Consider the following 21614-nt stretch of genomic DNA (forward strand, 5'->3'; position numbering starts at 1 on the left):
GCATGTTGGTCAGGAAGCGCGACGCGCTCTCCTCCCCCTTGTGGGGAGGAGTTGGAGGTGGGGGTGGTTCCGAAAGAGGCTCGGCGGTCCCTCCTGCACCACCCCCACCCCTGACCCCTCCCCACAGAGGGGAGGGGGAAAGCGCGGCGCTTGCCGCCGAGCCCGCTCTGTCCATTCGCCAGCCGTCAGCCCCAACCTGAGACCCCGCCCGTGCGCCTGTCCGTCACCACCTGGAACATCAACTCGGTGCGGCTGCGCATCGATCTGGTCCTGCGCTTCCTGGCCGAGCACAAGCCGGACGTGCTCTGCCTCCAGGAGACCAAGTGCCCGGACGACGCCTTCCCGCTGAAAGCCCTGCGCGGCTCGGGCTACGAGAACGTCATGTTCGCCGGCCAGAAGGGCTATAACGGCGTCGCGATCCTGTCGCGCTTTCCCCTGCATACCCGCGGCGTGATGGGCTTCTGCGAGAAGCAGGATGCCCGGCACATCTCCGCGGTCCTCGGGCCGGAGGCGGGGGCGGCCTCGGGGATCGTGCTGCACGATTTCTACGTCCCGGCCGGCGGCGACGTGCCGGACCGGGAGCTCAACCCCAAGTTCGCCCACAAGCTCGACTTCCTGGCGGAGCTGCGCGCCTGGGGCGGCAAGCGCGTCTCCGGCCCGGCGATCCTGGTGGGGGACCTCAACGTCGCGCCGCTGGAGCACGATGTCTGGTCGCACAAGCAGCTCCTCGACGTGGTGAGCCACACCCCCGTCGAGACCGAGGCCCTGGAGCTGCTGCGCGGGGAGGCCGGCTGGATCGACACGGCTCGCCACCTCACCCCGGAGCCGGAGAAGATCTACACCTGGTGGAGCTACCGCTCGCCGGACTGGTCGGCGGCCAACAAGGGCCGGCGGCTGGACCATGCCTGGGTCTCGCCCGATCTCGCCGGCACGGTCCGCTCGGTGGAGGTCCTGCGCGACGCCCGCGCCTGGGAGCGGCCCTCCGACCACGCCCCCGTGACCCTGACCCTGGAGCTGTGATTCGGCCGCACGGAACCGCCATCACGTCTGAGCATTGGCGGTTCACGAACCCGCGATGCGAGCCGGCCCGATGCGCAAGATCCTGATCGCCCTCCTGCTTCCCAAGGTCGTCTCCTTCCTGCGCCGCCGCTACGGCGGTCCGCACGCCGCCCGCGACCGCGCCTTCTGAGGCGCCGCGGCGCGTCTGTGACAGCCGGGCGCAGCGAGAGGCCCAGCCCGCGGCCCTAGATCCTGAGGGATCCCCATTCTTCAGGAAGCCGCTTCGATGACCGACGATCCCCGCGAGGCCGGGCCCCGGCCGCCGTTTCCCGGCGACCAGCAGCAGGAGCGGCCGGGCCTCACCTCCAAGATGACGCCGCGGCCCGACCACGGCGAAGAGAGCTATGTCGGCAAGGGTTTGCTCACGGACCAAGTCGCGCTGATCACCGGCGGCGATTCCGGCATCGGCCGGGCGGTGGCGATCGCCTATGCCCGGGAAGGCGCCGACGTGGCGATCTCCTATCTCGACGTCGAGCAGGAAGACGCTGAGGACACCAAGGCCTGGGTCGAGAAAGCCGGCCGCCGCTGCCTGCTCCTGCCCGGCGACATCCGCGACGAGGCCCAGTGCCGGACGCTGGTGGAGCGCACCTTAGCGGCGTTCGGGCGGCTCGACATCCTGGTCAACAACGCCGCCGCCCAGGTGGTCAACGAGGGCCTCGAGGACCTCACCGCCGCCGATATCGAGGGCTCGTTCCGGGCCAACGTCTTCGCCATGTACTACCTCGCCCAGGCCGCCGTGCCGCACATGAAGCCGGGCGGGGCGATCGTGAACTCGACCAGCGTCCAGGCCAAGGTCGCGGGCCCGAACATGCTGATCTATGCCGCCACCAAGGGCGCCATCGCGAGCCTCACCATCGGGCTGTCGAACCTGCTCGCCCCCCAGGGCATCCGGGTGAATTGCGTGGCACCCGGCCCGGTCTGGACCCCGATCCAGCCGATCGTGAAGAGCCCCGAGCAGATGGAGGAGCTCGGCAGCCAGACCCCGCTGGGCCGCGCTGGCCAGCCCGCGGAGCTCGCCCCCGCCTACGTGCTCCTCGCCTCGCGCGAGGGCAGCTTCATGTCCGGCGCCCTGGTGCCGGTCACCGGCGGCATGCCGATGCTGTGAGGCGCACGCCTCACTCCACGTAGACCCCCGCGCCCACCAGCGCGGGGGTGCCGTCGACACTGGTCCCGCAGACGTAGCTCCACTTCACCTCCGGCGTGCTGCGCCGGGGCCGCGGGAACATGTAATCGACCCAGCCGGAGCCGGATTCCCGCACCACGCCGATGAAGTCCTTGTGGAACTGCTTGCCGGCCGCGTCGTGCTCCTGGAGCAGATCCCGGCCCTCGCGGTTGGGATGGGCGGCGTTGAACAGCACGATCCCCTGCATGTCGACCACGAACAGGTAGACGTCGCCGTAGCGCCAACGGCTGTCCTTGCGCCGGAACGCCGCGAACGCCGCCCGGCCCTGGCTCTCGATCGTCTCGGCGGCCTCGTTGACCAGGGTCTCGATCTCGACCGCCTGATGGACCGAGACGCGCTCGTCCCGCCCGACCACCGGCCGCGTCGGCAGGATCACGATCAGCGCCAGGATCGGAAGGCAGAGAAACAGCACTCGCTTGGGCATGGTCGCGCCCCTGACGGTCCATCCCGATCCGGCCGGAGCCCCGGAGCCCTAACCGGTGCGGCGCCGGAAGAGCGCGGTCTCGATCGCCAACTTCGGGACCGGCCACCAGCGGAGCCGGGGCGGGGCGGACAGGGTCGCCGCCGGCCGCGGGGCCTCGTCGATCGCGTCCACGGGTTGCTGGGTCTCGATCATACGCTTCAGCCGCTTCATCGCGGCGATATACATGCAGGCCCGCAGGCGCCGGGCCTCGCAGGACTGGGCGTCTTCGAGATCCTTCAGAAGGGCTTCCGCCTGTCGGATGTGGTGTTCGGCCTCGGTGATGTAATCGACGATCACACAGAGATCTGACATCTTCCGGCTCCCGGACGCGATGGAGAGAGCGACGCCGGCACGCTCCGATCGTGCCCGCCGCGGACCTGTTCCCGAGATCAAGAACCCGTGCAGACCCCGGTTTCGTCCGGGTGTTGTCAGTCTCGTGATCGCACGGCGGAGCCGCTGATCAATGTTAAAGCACGCCGGATCTTGCGATCACCGGCGAACCACGCCCGACCGGGCGGATGTACGGTATGGATGACAGTAGATCCACATCGGATGCTGCGGTCAACAAAAAATTCTTACTATTCGTAAAGACCGACAGGTCGGTTACGGGTGCGGGACGGCTTGAATGCTGCGGGTCACCGGCTCCGCGGCACGCTGTCGCCGAGGCGCTGCCGACTCAGCGCTCGGAGCCTCGCTGGGCCAGGAGCGTGGCGCTCTTCGATGTCTGCATGGTCGCGTCGGCCTGCTCGCGCTGGCGGTTGAACTCGGCGAGCAGCCGGCCGTCCAGCTCGCGGCCGCGGGGGAGGCGGATCTTCATCGGGTCGACGAAGTGGCCGTTGATGATCACCTCGTAATGGAGGTGCGCCCCGGTGGAGAGGCCGGTGGAGCCGACATAGCCGACCACCTGCCCCTGCCGGATCCGGGCGCCTTCCCGCACGCCGGCTCCGATCCGCGACATGTGGTTGTAGGCGGTCACGTAGCCGTTGACGTGCTGAATCTCGACGTGGTTGCCGTAGCTCGATGAGTTCTTCACCCGGGCCACGATGCCGTTGCCCGCGGCCAGGACCGGCGTGCCGACCGGGCTCGCCCAATCGACGCCGGTATGCAGCTTGGCGTAGCCGAGGATCGGGTGGCGCCGATAGCCGAAGCTGGAACTCATGACGGCGGTGGCCACGGGCTTGCGCAGTAGGAACTTCTTGAGGGAGCGTCCCTGGTCGTCGAGATAATCGATCGTGCCGTCGTCCGGGGACTGGAAGCGGTAGACCTTGTGGGTTTCGCCGCCCAGCGTCAGCGCCGCGTAGAGCAGGTCCGGCCGCTCGGCGCCGGTCTCGTCGTCGTAGGTGTAGAACACGTCCAGGCCATCGCCGCTGGCGATCCGGCGCTGGAAATCCAGGTCGTAGCTGAACACCCGGACGATATCCTCGACGGTGGCCCGCGGCAGGTCGTAGCGTGCCGCGGTCTCGTAGAGGCTCTGGTACAGGCGCGGCCCGGAGCCCGAATCCTCGTTCTCATCCTCGCCAACCTCGGCTTGCGGGTGCGGCTGGGGGGAGGGAGCCTCCTCGGTCGGCGGGGCCACCGAGACGAAGGCGCCGCGATCATTGAGCGCCGCGATTCCCTCGATGCCGCTCTCGCCGTACAGGATGACCCGGGTGACCTGTCGGGGATCGCCGGGATACGGCCCGGGGGCGACCTGCACCTGCATCGGCTGGCCTTCCGCGAGGGCGGCGATGCGGGCCTTGCCCCCCAGTGCCGCGACGATGCCGCGGATCTGCTCGTCCCCCGCCAGGCCGGCGGCCTTCAGGGCAACCTCCAGGGTCTCGCCCCGTCTGAGCGCGAGCTTGCGCTCCTCCACGAGGGGCGGCTCGTTCGGCTTCAGCTCGACCTTGGGGATCTTGGTGACGTTCTCGGGGACGACCAGCACCTCGATCGCCTTGAACGGGTTCACGTCCTTGCTGGCAGACCCTGCCGTCGCGCCCTGTTGAAGGGCGCGCGACAGCAGGATCTGCGGGGCGAGCGGGATGGCGGCGCGGCGCCCGGCCTCGGCAGTGATGCGGCGCTCCTCTTCCACCTGGGCGGTCACGTCGTCGTCGGTGAGCGCGGGCGCATTCGGGGGCACGGCGGCGTCGGCGAGGTCGCGCTTGATCACCGTCACCTCGGCCCCGGGCGCGTCGACGGCCGTATCGGGCGCCCGCTCCAAAGGCTCGTCGGAGACGAACTTCATCGGGTCGAACCGGGGCGGCTCGCCGGCATAGACGCCCGTCGTCAGCGACAGGGGCGTCGTGCTTCGCACGAAGGCCTTGGCCTTGATGATCTCGTGATCCCCCAGCCGGACGGTGACCGACGCGCGAAAGCTCTGCTTGGCCGAGGCGATCATCAGGTTGCGCACCAGCCGGTCGCCCTTGCGCGCACCGTTCGAGCCGGTCTCGCCCGACCGCGATCGGTTGCCCCCGAACTCGGGACGGATCGGAACGAACCCATCCTCTTGCAGGGAGACACGGAGGGCTGCGGCGAGCAGGCCGGCGCCGATCAGGCCGGCGAGGGTGCTGGCACAGAGCCAGTGCAGGTTGACGGCGCGCCGATCGATCCGGTCCGCATGCGCGCCGAGAGCTTGCAGGGGCGCATGGACCCCACCCTCATGGGCGGCCGTGGCGACCTTCCCGATCTTGAGTCGCCCGATGCGCACCCAGAATCTCTCACGAAACTCCCATCGCACAGTCTCGTGCGGTGAAACGTTGCTATCGAACGGTATTTTTATTCGATATTCAAATTAAAACACGGTTGTCTTTTGAAAAATTGCAGACCAATGTTTTGAATAACGATGATAACATGTTGGGTTTTTGCGATCAATGGAAAGATCGGTCTCGTAGGTATGGCGCAATCTGCAAGAAAATGACCAAAAAAAACGATGACAGAGATTGTTTGACTGCGCGATTACAGTCGCGTGTTAGTTTTGATCGACGTGTATCCTAATCTCCCCCTCATCCTGAGGTGCTGCACAGCAGCCTCGAAGGAGCCCTCCAGGGATCGCGCGGCTGGCTGGAGGGCTCTTTCCAGGGCTTCGTTCCGCTACGCCGCCTCAGGATCACGTCGAGACGGGAACAGACCGGTCAAACAGGCTCTCGGCAGGTCTTCCTAGGTGTTTGAGTCCCGCCACAAGCGACAGGTTCTGCCAATCTCATCCATGGCTTCGATCATACGGACAGGGTCGCTGGACCGAACTATTCGCTCACCAGCAGGAGAGCGGTCCGCTACGAGGAGGGAGCTACGGGGCATGCGGACAGCCTGTCTTCCCAGGGGTTTGAGACCGGCTCTGTCGTTCCAGCACCCACCCCGTCATTCCGGGCTCGCCTGCGGCGCCCCGGAATGACGGGGGGCTTGATGGGCCTGCCTCTGCAAAGTCAGAACGCGACGTATACGGTAAGCGGGACAGTCCGGATCCAACACCTTGAAGGGGCCGGGGTACGAGCCGGATGGGCAGGCCTTCCGGATGGGCATGGCCTGGGTAGAGAATGTGGGCCACCCCAATGCCGGCCAACGCCCGGTCTTGCTGAAGGTCGGCGGCACCGACGGCTTCAACAGCGTGCTATTCCTCAACCCGGGCAAGAACCTCGTGGTCTTCGTGGCGGCCAGCAAGCCGCGCCTCCCCATCGAGCGGATCGGTGTGGCGCCGTCGCGGCATCTCCCGTGAGGTCGGGGGCCGGTCATGTGCAGGCAGCCGATACCTTGAGCGGCACAGAGCGAGCCCATTTTGGCCGCCACCGTCATTGCGAGCGCAGCGAAGCAACCCAGGGCGGCGCGCGAACTCCGGACGTGGCGTGTCCCTAGGTTGCTTCGCTGCGCTCGCAATGACCAGAGGGGCTGCGTTCAGCGCTCGAAGCCTCGCTGGGCTACGAGCGTTGCGCCCCTCGGTTTCTGCAGAGTCGCGTCGATCTGCTCGCGCTTGCGGATTAACTCGGCCAGCAGACGGCCGCCCAGGTCGCGGCCGGCGGCGAACGCTTGGCTGCACGCGGGAGAGCGCGAAAACAAAAAGGACCAAGGCCGAGGCCTTGGTCCTGAACACGCATCATCGGGTCGAGATGCTGTTGCCGCCCCGGGATCCGGGCACAGCCCTGCGGGACTAGAACGGGATATCGTCGTCCAGATCGTACCCACCGCGGGCGCCACCGCCGCCGCCGGAGGAAGCCGGGGCCGGACGTCCGCCGCCACCGCCGCCCTGGGCGCGGCCGCCGCCGAAATCACCGCCGCGGTCGCCGCCCCGGCCACCGCCCGAGTCGCCGCCGCGGCTGATCTGGCCGCCGCCCTCGTCCTCGCCGGCGAAGTCGCCGCCGCCACCGCCGCGGCCGTCGAGGATCGTCATCTCGCCGCGGAAGCGCTGGAGCACCACCTCGGTGGTGTACTTCTCGACGCCGGAATTGTCGGTCCACTTCCGGGTCTGGAGCTGGCCCTCGATATAGACCTTCGAGCCCTTGCGCAGGTACTGCTCGGCCACCCGGGCGAGGTTGTCGTTGTAGATCACGACCGAGTGCCACTCGGTCTTCTCCTTGCGCTCGCCGGAGGCCTTGTCCTTCCAGGACTCGGAGGTCGCCAGCCGCAGGTTGCAGACCGGGTCGCCCGAGCCGAGGCGGCGCATCTCCGGGTCGCGCCCGAGATTGCCCACCAGAATCACCTTGTTGACGCTGCCCGCCATCGCTCTCTCCTCACCGTACGGATCTCACTGGGCTCATCACCCGGCGGCCGGGGACTCATGCGCCCGGGCCGTCGGGGCAGCAACCTGCGGTGCGAGATTGTGCCCGCTATCCGCATGCCGCCAAACATGCATGTTCTACCTCTGTTCCATCGAGTCGGCAAGATCGGCTCACGGGATGTGCACAACCAGCTTGCCGAAATTCCGGCCCTTCAGCAGGCCGATGAACGCTTCGGGCGCGTTCTCCAGGCCCTCGACCACGTCTTCCCGGTAGCGGACCTTGCCCTCCCGGATCCAGGCCCCGACCTCCTGCCGGAAGGTCTCGGCCTGGTCGGCGAAATCCCAGACGATGAAGCCCTGGATGTGCAGGCGGTTGGTCAGCACCGAACGCATCAGGCCGGGCAGCCGGTCCGGGCCGGCGGGCGCCTCGGTGGCGTTGTAGGCCGAGACCAGGCCGCAGACCGGGATCCGGGCGAACGGGTTCAGCAGCGGCAGCACGGCGGAGAACACGGCGCCGCCGACATTCTCGAAATACACGTCGATGCCCTTGGGGCAGGCCTCGGCCAGCGCCCCCGGCAGGTCGGCCCCGCGATGGTCGACCGCCGCGTCGAAGCCGAGCTCCTCGGTGAGGTAGCGGCACTTGTCCGGCCCACCCGCGATCCCCACCGCCCGGGCGCCCTTCAGCTTGGCGATCTGCCCGACCAGGGACCCCACCGGCCCGGCGGCGGCGGCCACCACCACGGTCTCCCCGGGTTTCGGCCGGCCGATATTCAATAGGCCGGTATAGGCGGTCATGCCCGGCATCCCGAGCACGCCGACCGCAGTCGAGGGCGGGGCCGCGTCCGGATCGACCGGGCGGGTGCCCTTTCCGTCGGTGGCGAAGTACTCCTGCCAGCCCGCGAAGGCCGTTCGAAGAGTTCCGACTGGTATATCGGGATTCTTCGAAGCGACGACCTCGCCGACCACCTCGGCGGTGATCGGTTCGCCGATCTGGACCGGGGTCGCGTAGGATTTCGCGTCGCTCATCCGGCCGCGCATATACGGGTCGAGGGACAACCAGCGCGTGCGGATGAGGATCTGGCCCGGGCCGATCTCCGGCACCGGCACTTCCTCCAGGCGGAAGTTTTCGGGCTTCGGTTCCCCGTGCGGGCGCGATGCCAGGACGATGCGGCGGTTCACGGCGTTCATGGACAACTCCCCGAGTGCTCTGCCTGCGCCCCCGATCTGGGGCGTCGCACCCCGGCGGCCAATGGGGCGCCTCGTGCGTTGACCGGGATCGGCGTCGGACGGAGGCGACATGCGCACCACCCTGATCGGCCTCGGATTGGCCGCCCTCACCACAGGCGCCGCGATGGCCGGACCGCTCGATGCCTATCGCTGGCGGTCCCGGGTGCTCGTGCTCTCGGCCCCCGACGCCGCCGACGCCGACCTGCGGGCCCAGCGCGCCGCGCTTGGGCCGATGCGGAACGGTGTATCCGAGCGCGACCTCGTGGTGCTGGAGGCGGTCGGGACCGGCGCCGAGGCACGGCGTTTGCGCGCGCAACTGTCTCTGCCGGAAGGCGAATTCCGGGCGGTGCTTATCGGTAAGGATGGCGGCGCCAAGCTCGAGGCCGATGCGCCGATCCCGCCTCAGACGCTGTTCGCCACGATCGACGCGATGCCCATGCGCCGGGGCGAGATCCAGGGGCGCCGATAGCCCGGTTTCCGGGGATGGCGAGGCCTGCGGACACCAACGGTTAAGCCTACCGGCCTATCACCGAGCGGTGTCGGCGGCCGTGGTTTGGCCGTCCGTTGAGGCCCGCCAGGACGCTCGAACGAGACGCTCGCATCGATGACCCGAGAACAAGTCGCCACCGCCATCCGCCGCCTCGTAAGCCTCCAGGTCGAGGATATCGAGCGCGCGGTCCGCGACGGCCACAAGACCATCGCGCTGAACGAGCTGGCGGATCTGAACCGCCAGCTCAAGGCCTTCGCGGCCGCCCTCAAGAAGGCCCCGGCCCGGATCTGATCCGGGCTGTTCTACCAGCGCGGCCCGCCCCAGCGGCGCGGCGGAAAATCCTCGGGCGGCGGCGGGGGCGGCCCGCGCTCGAAGGCGGGCTCGTCGCAGACCCGCACCCGTCGGACCATCGGTGCGCCGTCCGGATCGAACCGGCGCCGGACGAAGTCTCGGCACGCCTCGGGCGGCGCAGCGGTGAAGCGGGGCCTCCGGAATTCCGGCTCAGGCGGCGGCGGGGGCGGAGGGCGCCGCTCATAGCCATCGCCGGGACCGCCATAGCCGTGGGGCGGCGGAGGGGGCCCGTCGAAATCGGCGGCCAGCACCGGGGCGGCGGCGAAGAGCAGGGCGCAGAACCCGGCGCGCTCGATGAGATGACGGAGGGGCACTGGTAGGCCTCGGCAGGGCGTGGCGGCGGGGATCGCGGCCATCGATGCTAGAGGCTGCGCCGCATCGACTGAACCCACGCCATGTCCCCTGTTGGCCGCCGTTCAGCCGGCTCAGTTCTGCATCGCGTTGATCTCGCACTGGGCGTATTCCCCACTCGCCTTCACGTAGGCGTTGAGCTTCTGCACGTAGGCCTCGGCGATCGGCCGGAACGCCTGCGCCTGCAGGTTGTAGGCCTTGATCGCATCATTGTAACTGTAGGCCTCCCAGCCCGGGCAGCCGCCCTTGGCGTCGAGGCAGGCCGGCTTTTCGGGCAGGGCCGGCTTCACCGGCCGCGCCGAGGCCGGCGGCGCCTGGGCCGGCTTGCAGGCCGTAGCCGCCGGGGCGGCGGCCGGAGGCGGGGCGCCCTTGTCCGGGGCGGCTTTGGGCGCCGCCAGGGCCAGAGTCGGCGCGAGCATGCCCGCGATGAGGAGAAGCCTGCCGCGCATTGCCGATGTCACTCCGCTGCGGCCCAAAAACCGCCGGTGGCGGGTTCTGCGGCATCAGACGGACGGCGACAAGGGTTCCGACAGGGCGGTCTTGGCGGGCGTCCTGCGCGGCGCGCCGGCGGCCGGCCGCGGCGTCCGGTCGGGTGCCCGGGAACCGCGCACGAGCGCGATAGCCGGCATCAGCAGCCCGGTCGCCAGGACCCACCAGGCCGGGCGGATCGGGCCGGAAAAGTCGAGATTGGCCGCGAGCACGAGGCTGGCCGGGACGCCGCTGGCGAGCCCGTACCAGGCCGCCTCGAGCCCCGCGGTGGCGAGGGCGCCGAGGATCGCGAGGAGCAGCAGCGACCACGGCCGCTCCGGCAGCTTGAAGCGCCGCATCGCCCGCCAGCCCATCAGCAACAGGAACAGCCCGGCGGAGAAGACCGGATCGCTGACGTCGATCTTCGATTGCAGGAAGTAGTGGACCAGAGCCAGCACCGCGATCGTGTAGACGAGCCGGTGCAGCCGGTGCCAGTTCGGCCCCAGGTTGCGGATCGCCGCATCCGTCGAGGTCAGTCCCAGGGCGATCAGCCCGATCAGCGCCACGAAGCCGATGGTCAGGTAGAGCCGCAGGGCGATCTCGGTGACGACCTTGGTCAGGACCAGGTTCTGGTCGACCGCGTAGAGCGCGAGATGCGCCACCGCGTAGGCCATCACGGTGATGCCGAGCATCCGCCGGACCACCAGGACCTTCCCCCAGTCGGCGATGCGGCGCAGCGGCGAGATCGCCAGCGAGAACAGCAGGAAGCGCACCGCCCATTCGCCGGTGGCGTGGATCAGCGCGGTGATCGGCTTGGCTCCCAGCGCGTCGAGCCGGAACGCGGCCGCGAGGTACAGAGCCGGCGCGATGCAGGCCAGGAACACCGCGAGCTTCAGCCACGAGAGACGCCCGGCCCGGTCGAGCCAGGGGAGGGGGATGCCGAGGGGAACAGCCAGGCGGTCGATCATGGTTTTTCGGACTTGGCTTTCTGACATCGGAACCGGTGGGGCACTCGGGTCAGGATACTGGAGAGCGAAACCGGCGCTTCTGCGGATCGCTCCCGGTGCGGGTCGGTTCGCCGCGGACGTGCCCGGGTTACGTCGGGACAGTTGACCTGGCCGCGCAAGCGCCGAGATTGCGGGCGGACGGACATCGGATGGATCCCATGCAGTACCGCAATCTCGGCCGCTCCGGCCTCAAGGTCTCGCCGATCTGCCTCGGCACGATGATGTTCGGCGGCCCCACCGACGAGGCCACCGCCGGCCGTATCGTCGGGAGCGCCCGGGAGGCGGGCGTCAACTTCATCGACACGGCCAATGTCTACACCGAGGGCCGCTCGGAGGAGATCACCGGCCGGGCGATCAAGGGCGACCGCGCCGCCTGGATCCTCGCCACCAAGGTCGCCAACCCGACGGGCCAGGGCGTCAACGACCGCGGCCTCTCGCGCGTCCACGTGCTGAAGGCCGCCGAGGACAGCCTGCGCCGCCTCGGCACGGAATTCATCGACATCTACTACCTTCACAAGGAGGACCACGACACGCCGCTGGCCGAGACCGTGCGGGCGATGGCCGACCTCGTGCGGGCGGGCAAGATCCGCCATTTCGGCGTCTCGAACCACCGGTCCTGGCGGGTCGCCGAGATCTGCCGGCTCTGCGACGAGGCCGGAATCGACCGGCCGGTGGTGAGCCAGCCCTATTACAACGCCTTCAACCGCATGCCCGAGACCGAGCACCTGCCGGCCTGCGCCCATTACGGGCTCGGTGTCGTGCCGTACTCGCCCCTCGCCCGCGGCGTGCTCACCGGGAAGTACGACCCGGACGCCCCGCCGCCCGCCGAATCCCGCGCCGGCCGCCAGGATACCCGGATGATGCAGACCGAGTGGCGCCCGGAATCCCTGCGCATCGCCCGCACCCTGAAGGAGCATGCCGAGGCCCGCGGCATCACGGCGGGGCAGTTCGCCACCGCCTGGGTTCTGAACAACCGCCTGATCACCGGCGTCATCGCCGGGCCGCGCACCGAGGCGCAGTGGCAGGAATATCTCGGCGCCCTCGACTATGCCTTCACCCCCGAGGACGAGGCCCTGGTGGACGGCTTCGTGGCGGCCGGGCACCCGACCACGCCGGGTTATAATGATCCGGCTTACCCGCTGGAGGGGCGGATCCCGCGGGGCGTTTGATCGGAGTCGGCCACGGTCCCCGACGGGCGCTCACCCGGTCGAATCATGATCGGTGCTTCTCCCATCCACCCCCCTCATCCTGAGGCGCGAGCGCAGCGAGCCTCGAAGGAGCCCTCCAGGGATCGCGCGGCCGGCTGGAGGCCTCCTTCGACCCGCCTCGTGAGCCGAACACCGGAGCGGTCCCGGACGGGCCTGTGCCCCAGGATCAGGCGCGGGTCTCCTCTCCCGTGCGGGAGAGGGACAGGGTGAGGGATACGAGCTGTCCGGAAAAACCTGATCCCTCACCCCAGCCCTCTCCCGCACGGGAGAGGGGGCGTGTCGCGCTCGATCATCGACCCCGGCCCAAAACCTGCGGGAGCCGTCCCGCCTCGGCTCGAGTGCCAGGCTGGACCTGTTCGAGAAGCGCCACGTCGTCTTTCGCAAGCGCAGAACCGAAAGACCCACCCCCTCTCAGGATGAGGGCGAGAGTGGGAAAACCAGTCGCGTTGGTTCTTAAGAAGTCGTCCCCGGCACGCGGGTCGAGCGTGAGTTCAGCTTGCCCAGGCTGGCGGCCAACTCGGCCGACGCCTCGGAGACGGCCCTTGCGACGGCGACGAAGCCGCGCTCGTTCAGCGCCTTCGCCAAGTCGGTGAGTTCAGCCTCGAGCTGGCGGGTGAGCACGTGCTCGCCGAGGCTCGACAGGGTGCGATTGGCGACATCGGCGAGCCTGTCCGCGGTCGGCTGTCCGACGTGACGGAGCAGGATCGCCAGGGTCCTCACCGCCTCCGTGAGAGTCTGGGACTGGATCGACTCGGAGGCCACCACGATCACGGCTTCGAGGGCGTCGGTCGCGATGATCGGCGCGGCATCCGCGTAGACGATGCAGGAGGTCGGGTCTTCGAGCGGCCGGTTCTCGTCCTCGCTCCAGTGCGCGATGATGTCCCGCAGGGCCTGGATGACCGAGAGGCCGGGGCTGGGGTTGGATTTCGACGTCGAGACCGAGGTCCAGGCGATGGTCGAGAGCTGGTGCAGGCCGTAGGCGGCGTCGTGCTGCAGGTCGCGCCCGTCGTCGTAGGTGAGCGCGGCCAGCGTCTCGCCGACGAGGCTCTCGCGTGCTCCCGCGTCGAGCGTCGTGCCGGGCCTGCATCGCAAACGGAACAGGGGATCGTTGACGGCGCGATACGTCCCGACCGTGATGTCGAATGCGATCTCGACACCGTCCCGAGCATGCCGCTTCACGGCCTGTTCGATGCGCGGGAGGTTGAGGCGGACGACATACCCGCTTTCCCGCGAGCGCACCGACGCGGCGATGGGCCAGTCCTGCCGCGACGTCCTCCGGGTCGCCGCAAGCAACCGGAGATCGTCATCGCGGGCTTCCAGAACCCGGTCGTGGATGAACTGGATGATCTGCGCCGGCCGCATCTGATCGATCGTGTTGTAGATCATCACGATGACGAGGCAGAGGGCCGAGGTGGTCAGCAGCAGGGCTATCGTGGTCCCGAAGACGGGCCTGTGAAAGCCCGTGTTGGTGACGAGCGTCATCAGGACGAAGACCGACAGGCCGACGAAATACCCGAAGTAGAACTGATTCGTGCGCCGGGCCATGAATTGGTCGGTGACCTGCGCGGTCAGCGCGGCGGCCCCCTGCTGCACGGCGAGGAGCAGGAGTGAGAAGGTAATCGAGGTGACAGTGATAATGCTCGATGCCACCGTCGTCAGGAGGCTTCCCAAGGCCGCACTGTCGCCCAGCAGCTCCCCGAGCCACCGGAAGCCGGCCGGTGCACCGCCCCCGGACCAGGATCGATCCGCCAGATAGACCAGGGCGTTCAGGCCCACGAAGCCGATGACGGTCGCGAGCGGCAGAGCGAGGAACTGCCGGAACGACCGCCGGACTGCGCTGACGAAGCGGCCTGGGACAGACTTGATCGTCTTCATGTTGCGCTATCGCTCGGTATCGACCCGGGAGGGGGGCCGAACCTAGCGCATGGTCTCGGGCAGATGCTGGATCGGGTTCGTGCGCGCGGGCGCGCCCTGGCCCTGCACCGTTCCGTCCGATTGCATCACGTCGGTCGAGGACTGGATCGCGCTGGGTGGGGAGACCTGGCCGCTCCCGCGGGCCGAGCTGTCACGCTCCGATGCCGGCGGCAGGGTTCCCGGTGTCGGTTGGTCGATCCGGCTGGCAGCCGACTGAGACAGGGCCGGAACGGTCAAGCCGAAGCTGCCGGACACGGCACCCAGGACGAGGGCTCGCCCGATCCAACGCAAGTACAGTCCGGATGAAGGGGGTTGGGTCGTCATCGCTCGATCCTACCGTTCGATGCAGCGCGCCGGCGCTTTACGTTCGGTCGGCAATGCACCCGCGCCACGGGCGTTCCCCGCCTCGCCGCAGCCCCGTAAGGCTGGCAGAGCCTGGAACAGTGACCGGGATCGTTCCGGCGTCTGCGTTCCGTGTGTCCGCATTGCGGGGACTCGTCACCTCCCCCTGCCGGACATTCGCACGATCGAGCCAGGTGCGTTTGGGCCTCGCACCAGCTGCCCCGCTGAGGGGAACCCAAGGGTCGCGCGTCCCTGCTCGTCGTGAGCAGTCGAGCGAGAGTCGGCATTCCGCGATGGCCGCCGAACGCAGCCACGTTCCCGCGCCGACACGACAAACACCGATCCACCTTGCGCTCCGGACCGACCGCGGCTATCTATCGCTCAACAGTTCTGATGGCAGTCGAGAGGCTGCGGTTCGGGAGTGGGCCCCACCGGGTCCGCTCTTTTTTTTCGCCGCGTCAGGTTTGGCCGCGCGAGACCGCACGCTCGGACGTGCCGCCCAGGACGCCGCAAGGGTTGCGCGCTGATATCCATGTCGTCCGAGATCGAAGCGGATCTGTCCGAGAAGCGCCTCGTCCGCGAGAGCGGCGTCGCCGCTCGCGTGGTGCAGGTGATCGAGGGGCCGGTCCAGGGCCTCGGCTTCCGGCTGGTCCGGGTGAAGGTGACCAACACCAATGGCTGCACCGTCCAGATCATGGCGGAGCGGCCGGACGGCACGTTCTCGATCGACGATTGCGAGGCGGTGAGCCGGGCGATCTCGCCGGTGCTGGACGTCGATGATCCGGTCGGTACCGCCTACAATCTTGAGATCTCATCTCCGGGGATCGACCGGCCGCTGGTTCGGGTCTCGGACTTCGCCCGCTGGGCGGGCTACGAGGCCAAGATCGAGCTGAGCCCGCCGCTCGACGGCCGCAAGCGCTTTCGCGGCATTCTGGGCGTTCCGGATCCGGAGACGCTGACCGTCCCGATCGACCTGCCGGACGTGAAGGAAGGGCTGCCGAGCCGGGTCGCGCTGCCGTTGCGGGATCTCGCCGAGGCGCATCTCGTCCTCACCGACGAGCTGATCCGCGAGTCCCTGCGCCGCGGCGGCCCGCCGGCCGACGATGCGGACGAACTGGACGAAGACGACGAGGCCGAGGACGACGCACCGGCACCAGCCCGGCCCGCGCCGAAGCCGCAGGGTCCGAAGGCCAAGGCTGCCAAGGCCGGTGCCAAAGCCGACCCGAAGGCCCCGAAAGAGAAGAAGCCCCCGCGCACCGACCCCAAGAAGCCGGTCGTGTCTAAGGCGTCCCGGCTCAAGAGCCGCGGCGACCTGCATTGAAATGACTTGAGATTCGGGCTCGGCCGCCTTCGGGCGCCTGGCACGAAGACTTGACGGAAGAGAAGGACCGACACCGATGGCCGTCGTCAGCGCCAACAGGCTCGAACTCCTCCAGATCGCCGACGCGGTCGCCCGCGAGAAGGTGATCGACCGCTCCATCGTGATCGACGCGATGGAGGAGGCGATCGCCAAGGCGGCGCGCTCCCGCTACGGCGCGGAGACCGACGTTCACGCCGAGATCGACAACAAGACCGGGGCTCTGCGCCTGTCGCGCCACCTGCTGGTGGTCGATCAGGTGGAGAACGACGCCCGCGAGATCACCCTGGAGCAGGCCCGCCGCTACAACCCGGGCGCGCTGGTCGGCGACGTGATCTCCGACACCCTGCCGCCCTTCGATTTCGGCCGCGTCGCCGCGCAATCGGCCAAGCAGGTCATCGTTCAGAAGGTGCGCGACGCCGAGCGCGCCCGCCAGTTCGACGAATACAAGGACCGTATCGGCGAGATCCTCAACGGCATCGTGAAGCGGGTCGAGTACGGCAACGTCATCGTCGATCTGGGCCGGGGCGAGGGCATCGTCCGCCGGGACGAGATGATCCCGCGCGAGACCTTCCGGCCGGGCGACCGGATCCGCTCCTACCTGTTCGACGTGCGCTCGGAAGTGCGCGGGCCGCAGATCTTCCTGTCGCGCTCGCACCCGCAATTCATGGCCAAGCTGTTCGGCCAGGAAGTGCCCGAGATCTACGACGGCATCGTCGAGGTGAAGGCGGTGGCCCGCGATCCGGGCTCCCGTGCCAAGATCGCCGTGATCTCCCGCGACGGCAGCATCGATCCGGTCGGCGCGTGCGTGGGCATGCGCGGATCCCGGGTGCAGGCTGTCGTGGGTGAGCTGCAGGGAGAAAAAATCGACATCATCCCGTGGTCGGAGGACGAGGCGACCTTCATCGTCAACGCCCTCCAGCCCGCCGAGGTGGTGAAGGTTGTGCTCGACGAGGAGGCCGACCGCATCGAGGTGGTGGTGCCGGACGACCAGCTGTCGCTGGCCATCGGCCGCCGCGGCCAGAACGTGCGTCTGGCCTCGCAGCTCACCGGCTGGGATATCGACATCCTGACCGAGGCCGAGGAATCCGAGCGGCGCCAGAAGGAGTTCGCCGAGCGGACCCAGGTGTTCATGGAGGCGCTGGACGTCGACGAGACCGTGGGCCAGCTGCTGGCGGCGGAAGGTTTCCGCAATGTCGAGGAGATCGCCTACGTCGACATCCAGGAGCTGTCCGGCATCCAGGGTCTCGACGAGGAGACCGGCGCCGAGATCCAGGCCCGCGCCCAGGACCACCTCGCCCGGATCGAGCAGGAGCACGATGCCCGACGCACCGAGCTCGGCGTGGCCGACGAGCTGCGCGAGATCGAGGGCATCACCACGCCCATGATGGTCGCGCTCGGCGAGAACGACGTGAAGACCGTCGAGGACCTGGCGGGCTGCGCCACCGACGACCTCGTGGGCTACACCGAGGGCCGCGGCCCCGACGCCGTGCGCCATGCCGGCTATCTCGATGGGTTCGAGCTGTCGCGGGCCGAGGCCGAGGGCCTGATCATGGCCGCCCGCCTCAAGGCCGGCTGGATCGAGGCGCTGCCCGAGCCGGAGGCCGGGGAGGGTGCCGAGGGCGAGGAGACCGAGACGGCCGCCACCCCGGCCGAGGCCTGAGCGGGAGGCTGCGGCGGACACGCTGATGGTCGAGGTCGACACGACCCCGCCCGAGGACGGGCAGGATGCCGGGCTCGATCCCGGGGGGCTCGATAGCGGCCCCGGCCGGCGCGTGCCGCAGCGCACCTGCATCGTCACGCGCGTCGTCCAGCCGCCCGAGGCGATGATCCGGTTCGTGCGCGGCCCGGACGGCGCCGTGGTGCCGGACCTGCGGGCCAAGCTCCCCGGGCGCGGCGCCTGGATCAGCGCCAAGCGCGATGCCGTCGCTACAGCAGTCCGAAAAAACCTGTTCCCGCGGGCGTTCAAGGGACCAGCCCAGGCCGGCCCCGACCTGCCGGACCGGATCGTCACCGGTCTGCGCGAGGATCTGCGGCAGGCGATCGCCATGGCCAACAAGGCGGGATGCGTGGTCGCAGGGTTCTCGAAGGTCGAGGCGGCGATCGGCGGCCAGCCCGGCGCGGTGGCGCTGATCCACGCCGCCGAAGCCAGTCCGGACGGTCGCCGGAAGATCGCTTCGGCCTTGTACCGGCGCCACGGTGAAGCCATGTCAAGGATACCGATCATCGACGACCTGTCCGAAGATGAATTGGACATGGCCTTAGGTCGGGATCATGTGGTACACGCTGCGCTCGTCGCAGGAGCCGGAGCTGCCGGCTGCCTGTCGCGTTGGCGTCGGCTACGCTCCTTCGAGGGCGCCGCCGCGGCGACCGAGGAGCCCGATCCAGCCCGAATCGGCGGGATCGACGAAGCCTCACGTTGACGACGCACCAGGACGAATTTGGCTGGCGCCACCGGGCGTCGGTTCACGGGACGATGGAAACCCTCAGGGTTCAGGCTGAATGAGCGACACGAACAACCCGGGCGACAAGACTCTGAACAGGACTTCTCCGAAGCCGCTCTCCCTCAAGCGGCCGATCGAGGCGGGCACCGTGCGTCAGAGCTTCTCCCATGGCCGCTCCAAGCAGGTCGTGGTCGAGACGGTCAAGCGCCGTGGCGTCATTGGCGCGGCGCCGGCCGCCCCTGCCCGTGAGCCTGCGCCCGCCCCGCGGCCGGCCCCGGCCGCGACCACCACGCCGCCGCCGCGCCCGGCCCAGCGCTCGGCTTCGGGCGTCGTGCTGCGCACGCTGAGCGAGCAGGAGAGCGCGGCCCGCGCCGCCGCCCTTGCCGACGCGAAGCGCCGCGAGGCCGAGGCCCGTCAGAAGGCCGAGGCTGAAGCTGAGGCACGCCGCAAGGAGGCCGAGGAGCAGGCCCGCCGCGAGCGCGAGGCCGCCGAGGAGCGCCGTCGTGAGGAGGAGGCCCGCAAGGCCGCCGCCGCCGAGGCCGCTCGCGCTGCCGAGGAGGCCGCCAAGGCTGCCGCTGCGGAAGCCGCCGCTGCCGCCCAGGCTCCGGCCGCCCCCGTGGCTGCTGCGCCCGCCGCGTCCGCCCCCGCAGCTCCGGCAGCTGCCCCGGCCCGCCCGGCCTCGACGACGCGTCCGATGCCGGCCCGTCCGACCGCCATTCCGGCCCGCCAGCCCGAGGGCGCACGCCCGGCTGCGGCGGCCCCTGCGCGTCCGGCTGCCCCAGCTGCTCCGGCCGCTGCCGCGCCTGCGGCCCGTCCGCCGCTGACCGCCCGTCCCGCCACCGGCGAGCCGCGCAAGACCATCACGGCGGATACGCGCAAACCCCGCGATCTCAACTTCATGGCGCGCCCCGCCCCGGCGCCCGAGCCCGAGAAGAGCGCCACGCCGGCCACCGCCGCGCGTCCCGCCGCCGGCGCCACCGCTGCCGCGCGTCCCGCCGGTCGCGGCGCCCAGACCAACGACGACGAGTCCGAGACCAAGCGGGTGATCCGGCGGCCCGGTATGCCGCTCAAGATCATCGCGCCGCCCAAGACGCCGAAGTCCCCGGGCGGCGACCGCAACCGCGGCCGCCTGACCATCGCGACGGCGACGTCCGGTGAGGACGAGCGCACCCGCTCGGTCGCCTCGTTCCGCCGCCGCCAGCAGCGCATGAGCGGCCGCGGCCAGGTCGAGCAGAAGGAAAAGCTGTCCCGCGAGGTGACGATCCCCGAGACGATCACCATCCAGGAACTCGCCAACCGCATGTCGGAGCGGGCCGTGGACGTGATCCGTCTGCTGATGAAGCAGGGCGAGATCCATAAGATCACCGACGTGATCGACTCGGACACCGCCCAGCTCATCGCCGAGGAACTCGGCCACACCGTGCGCCGCGTCGCCGAGTCCGACGTGGAAGAGGGTCTGTCGTCCGACGAGCCGGATCTGGAGGAGGATCTCGATCCCCGTCCGCCGGTGGTCACCATCATGGGCCACGTCGACCACGGCAAGACCTCGCTGCTCGACGCGATCCGCAAGGCGAACGTGGTGGAGGGCGAGGCCGGCGGCATCACCCAGCATATCGGCGCCTATCAGGTCGCGTCGCCCTCCGGCGACATGATCACCTTCATCGACACTCCGGGCCACGCGGCGTTCACGTCGATGCGCGCCCGCGGCGCCAAGGTCACCGACATCGTGGTGATCGTGGTGGCGGCCGATGACGGCGTCATGCCGCAGACCATCGAGGCGATCCAGCACGCCAAGGCGGCCGGCGTCCCGATGATCATCGCGGTCAACAAGATCGACAAGCCGGATGCGAACCCGCAGCGGGTCCGCACGGAGCTGCTTCAGCACGACATCCAGGTCGAGTCGATGGGCGGCGAGACCCTGGAATTCGAGGTTTCGGCCAAGACCGGCGACGGTCTGCCGGAGCTGTTGGAGGGCATCCAGATCCAGGCCGAGATCATGAACCTGCGCGCCAACGAGAAGCGCGACGGCGAGGGTACGGTCATCGAGGCCCAGCTCGACCGCGGCCGCGGCCCGGTGGCGACGGTTCTGGTCCAGCGCGGCACCCTGTTCACCGGCGACATCGTCGTGGCCGGCGCCGAGTGGGGCCGCGTGCGCGCCCTGATCGACGACCTCGGCGAGAACGTCCAGTACGCCGGCCCGTCGGTGCCGGTGGAGGTGCTCGGCTTCAACGGCACGCCCGATGCTGGCGACCGCGTGACCGTGGTGCCGAACGAGGCCCGCGCCCGCGAGGTCACCGAGTACCGCGCCCGCCAGAAGCGCGAGCGTCAGAATGCCCGGACCGGCGGTGCCAACCGCTCGCTGGTCGACATGATGCGCGACCTCAAGGAAGGCGCTGGCCGCAAGGAGCTGCCGGTCGTCATCAAGGGCGACGTGCAGGGTTCGGTCGAGGCGATCTCGGGCGCTCTGGAGAAGCTCGGCAACGACGAGGTCGCGGCCCGCATCCTCCTGTCGGGCGTCGGCGGCATCACCGAGTCGGACATCACCCTGGCTCAGGCCTCGAAGGCGGTGGTGATCGGCTTCAACGTCCGCGCCCTCAAGGAGGCCCGCGAGGCCGCCGAGCGGGCCGGGATCGATATCCGCTACTACAACATCATCTACGACCTCGTGGACGACATCAAAGCCACGCTGTCGGGGATGCTGCCGCCGACGCTCCGCGAGGAGCGCCTGGGCGAGGCCACGATCCAGGAGGTCTTCGAGGTCTCGAAGGTTGGCAAGGTCGCGGGTTGCCGGGTCACCGACGGTATCGTGGAGCGCGGCGCGCATGTCCGCCTCATCCGCGACAGCGTCGTGATCCACGAGGGCAAGCTGAAGACCCTCAAGCGGTTCAAGGACGACGCGAAGGAAGTCACCTCCGGCCAGGAGTGCGGCATGGCCTTCGAGAACTTCGAGAACATGCGCGCGGGCGATGTGATCGAGTGCTACCGGGTCGAGGAGATCCGTCGCACCCTCTGAGATCCCGGACCCCGTCCGGACAGGGCGGTCGCGGCCTCAGCCGCGGCCGTCTT

At 69.2% G+C, this 21614-nt stretch carries 20 protein-coding genes; 10 read left to right on the forward strand and 10 right to left on the reverse strand.

The window, feature by feature from the left end; genetic code table 11:
* Positions 1-210: 210 nt before the first annotated feature.
* A complete protein-coding gene (gene xth, locus BM228_RS00680; RefSeq protein WP_092036221.1) occupies positions 211-1020 on the forward strand; it encodes an exodeoxyribonuclease III in 810 nt (269 codons plus the stop codon).
* A 265-nt stretch (positions 1021-1285) separates the two neighbouring features.
* The gene (locus tag BM228_RS00685) at positions 1286-2164 is read left to right on the forward strand and encodes an SDR family oxidoreductase (protein ID WP_092036223.1); all 879 of its coding nucleotides are present in this window, start codon (positions 1286-1288) and stop codon (positions 2162-2164) included.
* A 10-nt stretch (positions 2165-2174) separates the two neighbouring features.
* Here BM228_RS00685 and BM228_RS00690 read toward each other — a convergent pair whose 3' ends face one another.
* The 3 genes from BM228_RS00690 to BM228_RS00700 form a co-directional block, all read right to left on the reverse strand.
* Positions 2175-2666: a cache domain-containing protein gene (locus tag BM228_RS00690; protein ID WP_092036224.1), complete on the reverse strand. Its 492-nt coding sequence runs from the start codon at positions 2664-2666 to the stop codon at positions 2175-2177.
* Between the two features lie 48 nt (positions 2667-2714).
* Positions 2715-3017, reverse strand: coding sequence for a hypothetical protein (locus BM228_RS00695; protein ID WP_092036226.1), 303 nt, complete (start codon positions 3015-3017; stop codon positions 2715-2717).
* Between the two features lie 364 nt (positions 3018-3381).
* Positions 3382-5388 carry a M23 family metallopeptidase gene (locus BM228_RS00700; protein WP_092036227.1) on the reverse strand — a complete coding sequence of 669 codons (2007 nt, stop codon included), beginning with the start codon at positions 5386-5388 and terminating at the stop codon, positions 3382-3384.
* A 762-nt stretch (positions 5389-6150) separates the two neighbouring features.
* On the opposite strand from BM228_RS00700, the gene BM228_RS00705 reads away from it, so the two are divergent.
* A complete protein-coding gene (locus BM228_RS00705) occupies positions 6151-6393 on the forward strand; it encodes a hypothetical protein (protein ID WP_092036229.1) in 243 nt (80 codons plus the stop codon).
* 429 nt (positions 6394-6822) lie between these two features.
* Here the strand turns inward: BM228_RS00705 and ssb are convergent, their stop codons facing one another.
* Complete coding sequence (gene ssb / locus BM228_RS00710) at positions 6823-7392, reverse strand: single-stranded DNA-binding protein (protein ID WP_092036230.1); 570 nt, start codon at positions 7390-7392, stop codon at positions 6823-6825.
* Between the two features lie 168 nt (positions 7393-7560).
* Positions 7561-8577, reverse strand: a complete 1017-nt coding sequence (locus BM228_RS00715; protein ID WP_092036232.1) for an NADP-dependent oxidoreductase — start codon at positions 8575-8577, stop codon at positions 7561-7563.
* Between the two features lie 109 nt (positions 8578-8686).
* Between BM228_RS00715 and BM228_RS00720 the strand changes: the two genes are divergently transcribed.
* Positions 8687-9085, forward strand: coding sequence for a DUF4174 domain-containing protein (locus BM228_RS00720; protein WP_092036234.1), 399 nt, complete (start codon positions 8687-8689; stop codon positions 9083-9085).
* A gap of 135 nt (positions 9086-9220) precedes the next feature.
* Positions 9221-9397 carry a hypothetical protein gene (locus BM228_RS34440; protein WP_167367624.1) on the forward strand — a complete coding sequence of 59 codons (177 nt, stop codon included), beginning with the start codon at positions 9221-9223 and terminating at the stop codon, positions 9395-9397.
* Positions 9398-9408: 11 nt separating this feature from the next.
* Here BM228_RS34440 and BM228_RS00725 read toward each other — a convergent pair whose 3' ends face one another.
* From BM228_RS00725 to BM228_RS00735, 3 genes are all read right to left on the reverse strand, one after another.
* Positions 9409-9771: a hypothetical protein gene (locus tag BM228_RS00725; protein ID WP_092036236.1), complete on the reverse strand. Its 363-nt coding sequence runs from the start codon at positions 9769-9771 to the stop codon at positions 9409-9411.
* Positions 9772-9882: 111 nt separating this feature from the next.
* Positions 9883-10257, reverse strand: a complete 375-nt coding sequence (locus BM228_RS00730; protein WP_092036238.1) for a hypothetical protein — start codon at positions 10255-10257, stop codon at positions 9883-9885.
* 54 nt (positions 10258-10311) lie between these two features.
* Complete coding sequence (locus BM228_RS00735; protein ID WP_092036240.1) at positions 10312-11244, reverse strand: protein-methionine-sulfoxide reductase heme-binding subunit MsrQ; 933 nt, start codon at positions 11242-11244, stop codon at positions 10312-10314.
* A 197-nt stretch (positions 11245-11441) separates the two neighbouring features.
* Between BM228_RS00735 and BM228_RS00740 the strand changes: the two genes are divergently transcribed.
* A complete protein-coding gene (locus BM228_RS00740; protein ID WP_092036242.1) occupies positions 11442-12452 on the forward strand; it encodes an aldo/keto reductase in 1011 nt (336 codons plus the stop codon).
* 492 nt (positions 12453-12944) lie between these two features.
* Here BM228_RS00740 and BM228_RS00745 read toward each other — a convergent pair whose 3' ends face one another.
* Both BM228_RS00745 and BM228_RS00750 read right to left on the reverse strand, forming a co-directional pair.
* The gene (locus BM228_RS00745; RefSeq protein ID WP_092036244.1) at positions 12945-14366 is read right to left on the reverse strand and encodes a DUF2254 family protein; all 1422 of its coding nucleotides are present in this window, start codon (positions 14364-14366) and stop codon (positions 12945-12947) included.
* A 42-nt stretch (positions 14367-14408) separates the two neighbouring features.
* Positions 14409-14729, reverse strand: coding sequence for a hypothetical protein (locus tag BM228_RS00750; protein WP_244536977.1), 321 nt, complete (start codon positions 14727-14729; stop codon positions 14409-14411).
* A 550-nt stretch (positions 14730-15279) separates the two neighbouring features.
* Between BM228_RS00750 and rimP the strand changes: the two genes are divergently transcribed.
* The 4 genes from rimP (at position 15280) to infB (ending at position 21561) form a co-directional block, all read left to right on the forward strand.
* Positions 15280-16068 carry a ribosome maturation factor RimP gene (gene rimP, locus BM228_RS00755; protein ID WP_092036245.1) on the forward strand — a complete coding sequence of 263 codons (789 nt, stop codon included), beginning with the start codon at positions 15280-15282 and terminating at the stop codon, positions 16066-16068.
* A 76-nt stretch (positions 16069-16144) separates the two neighbouring features.
* Complete coding sequence (nusA, locus tag BM228_RS00760) at positions 16145-17767, forward strand: transcription termination factor NusA (protein WP_092036247.1); 1623 nt, start codon at positions 16145-16147, stop codon at positions 17765-17767.
* Positions 17768-17792: 25 nt separating this feature from the next.
* The gene (locus BM228_RS00765; RefSeq protein WP_092036249.1) at positions 17793-18527 is read left to right on the forward strand and encodes an RNA-binding protein; all 735 of its coding nucleotides are present in this window, start codon (positions 17793-17795) and stop codon (positions 18525-18527) included.
* A gap of 79 nt (positions 18528-18606) precedes the next feature.
* Positions 18607-21561 (forward strand): translation initiation factor IF-2, encoded by a 2955-nt coding sequence (gene infB / locus BM228_RS00770; RefSeq protein ID WP_092036250.1) that lies wholly within the window; start codon positions 18607-18609, stop codon positions 21559-21561.
* Positions 21562-21614: the final 53 nt, after the last annotated feature.

It is taken from the genome of Methylobacterium pseudosasicola, from assembly GCF_900114535.1.
Lineage (GTDB): Bacteria > Pseudomonadota > Alphaproteobacteria > Rhizobiales > Beijerinckiaceae > Methylobacterium > Methylobacterium pseudosasicola.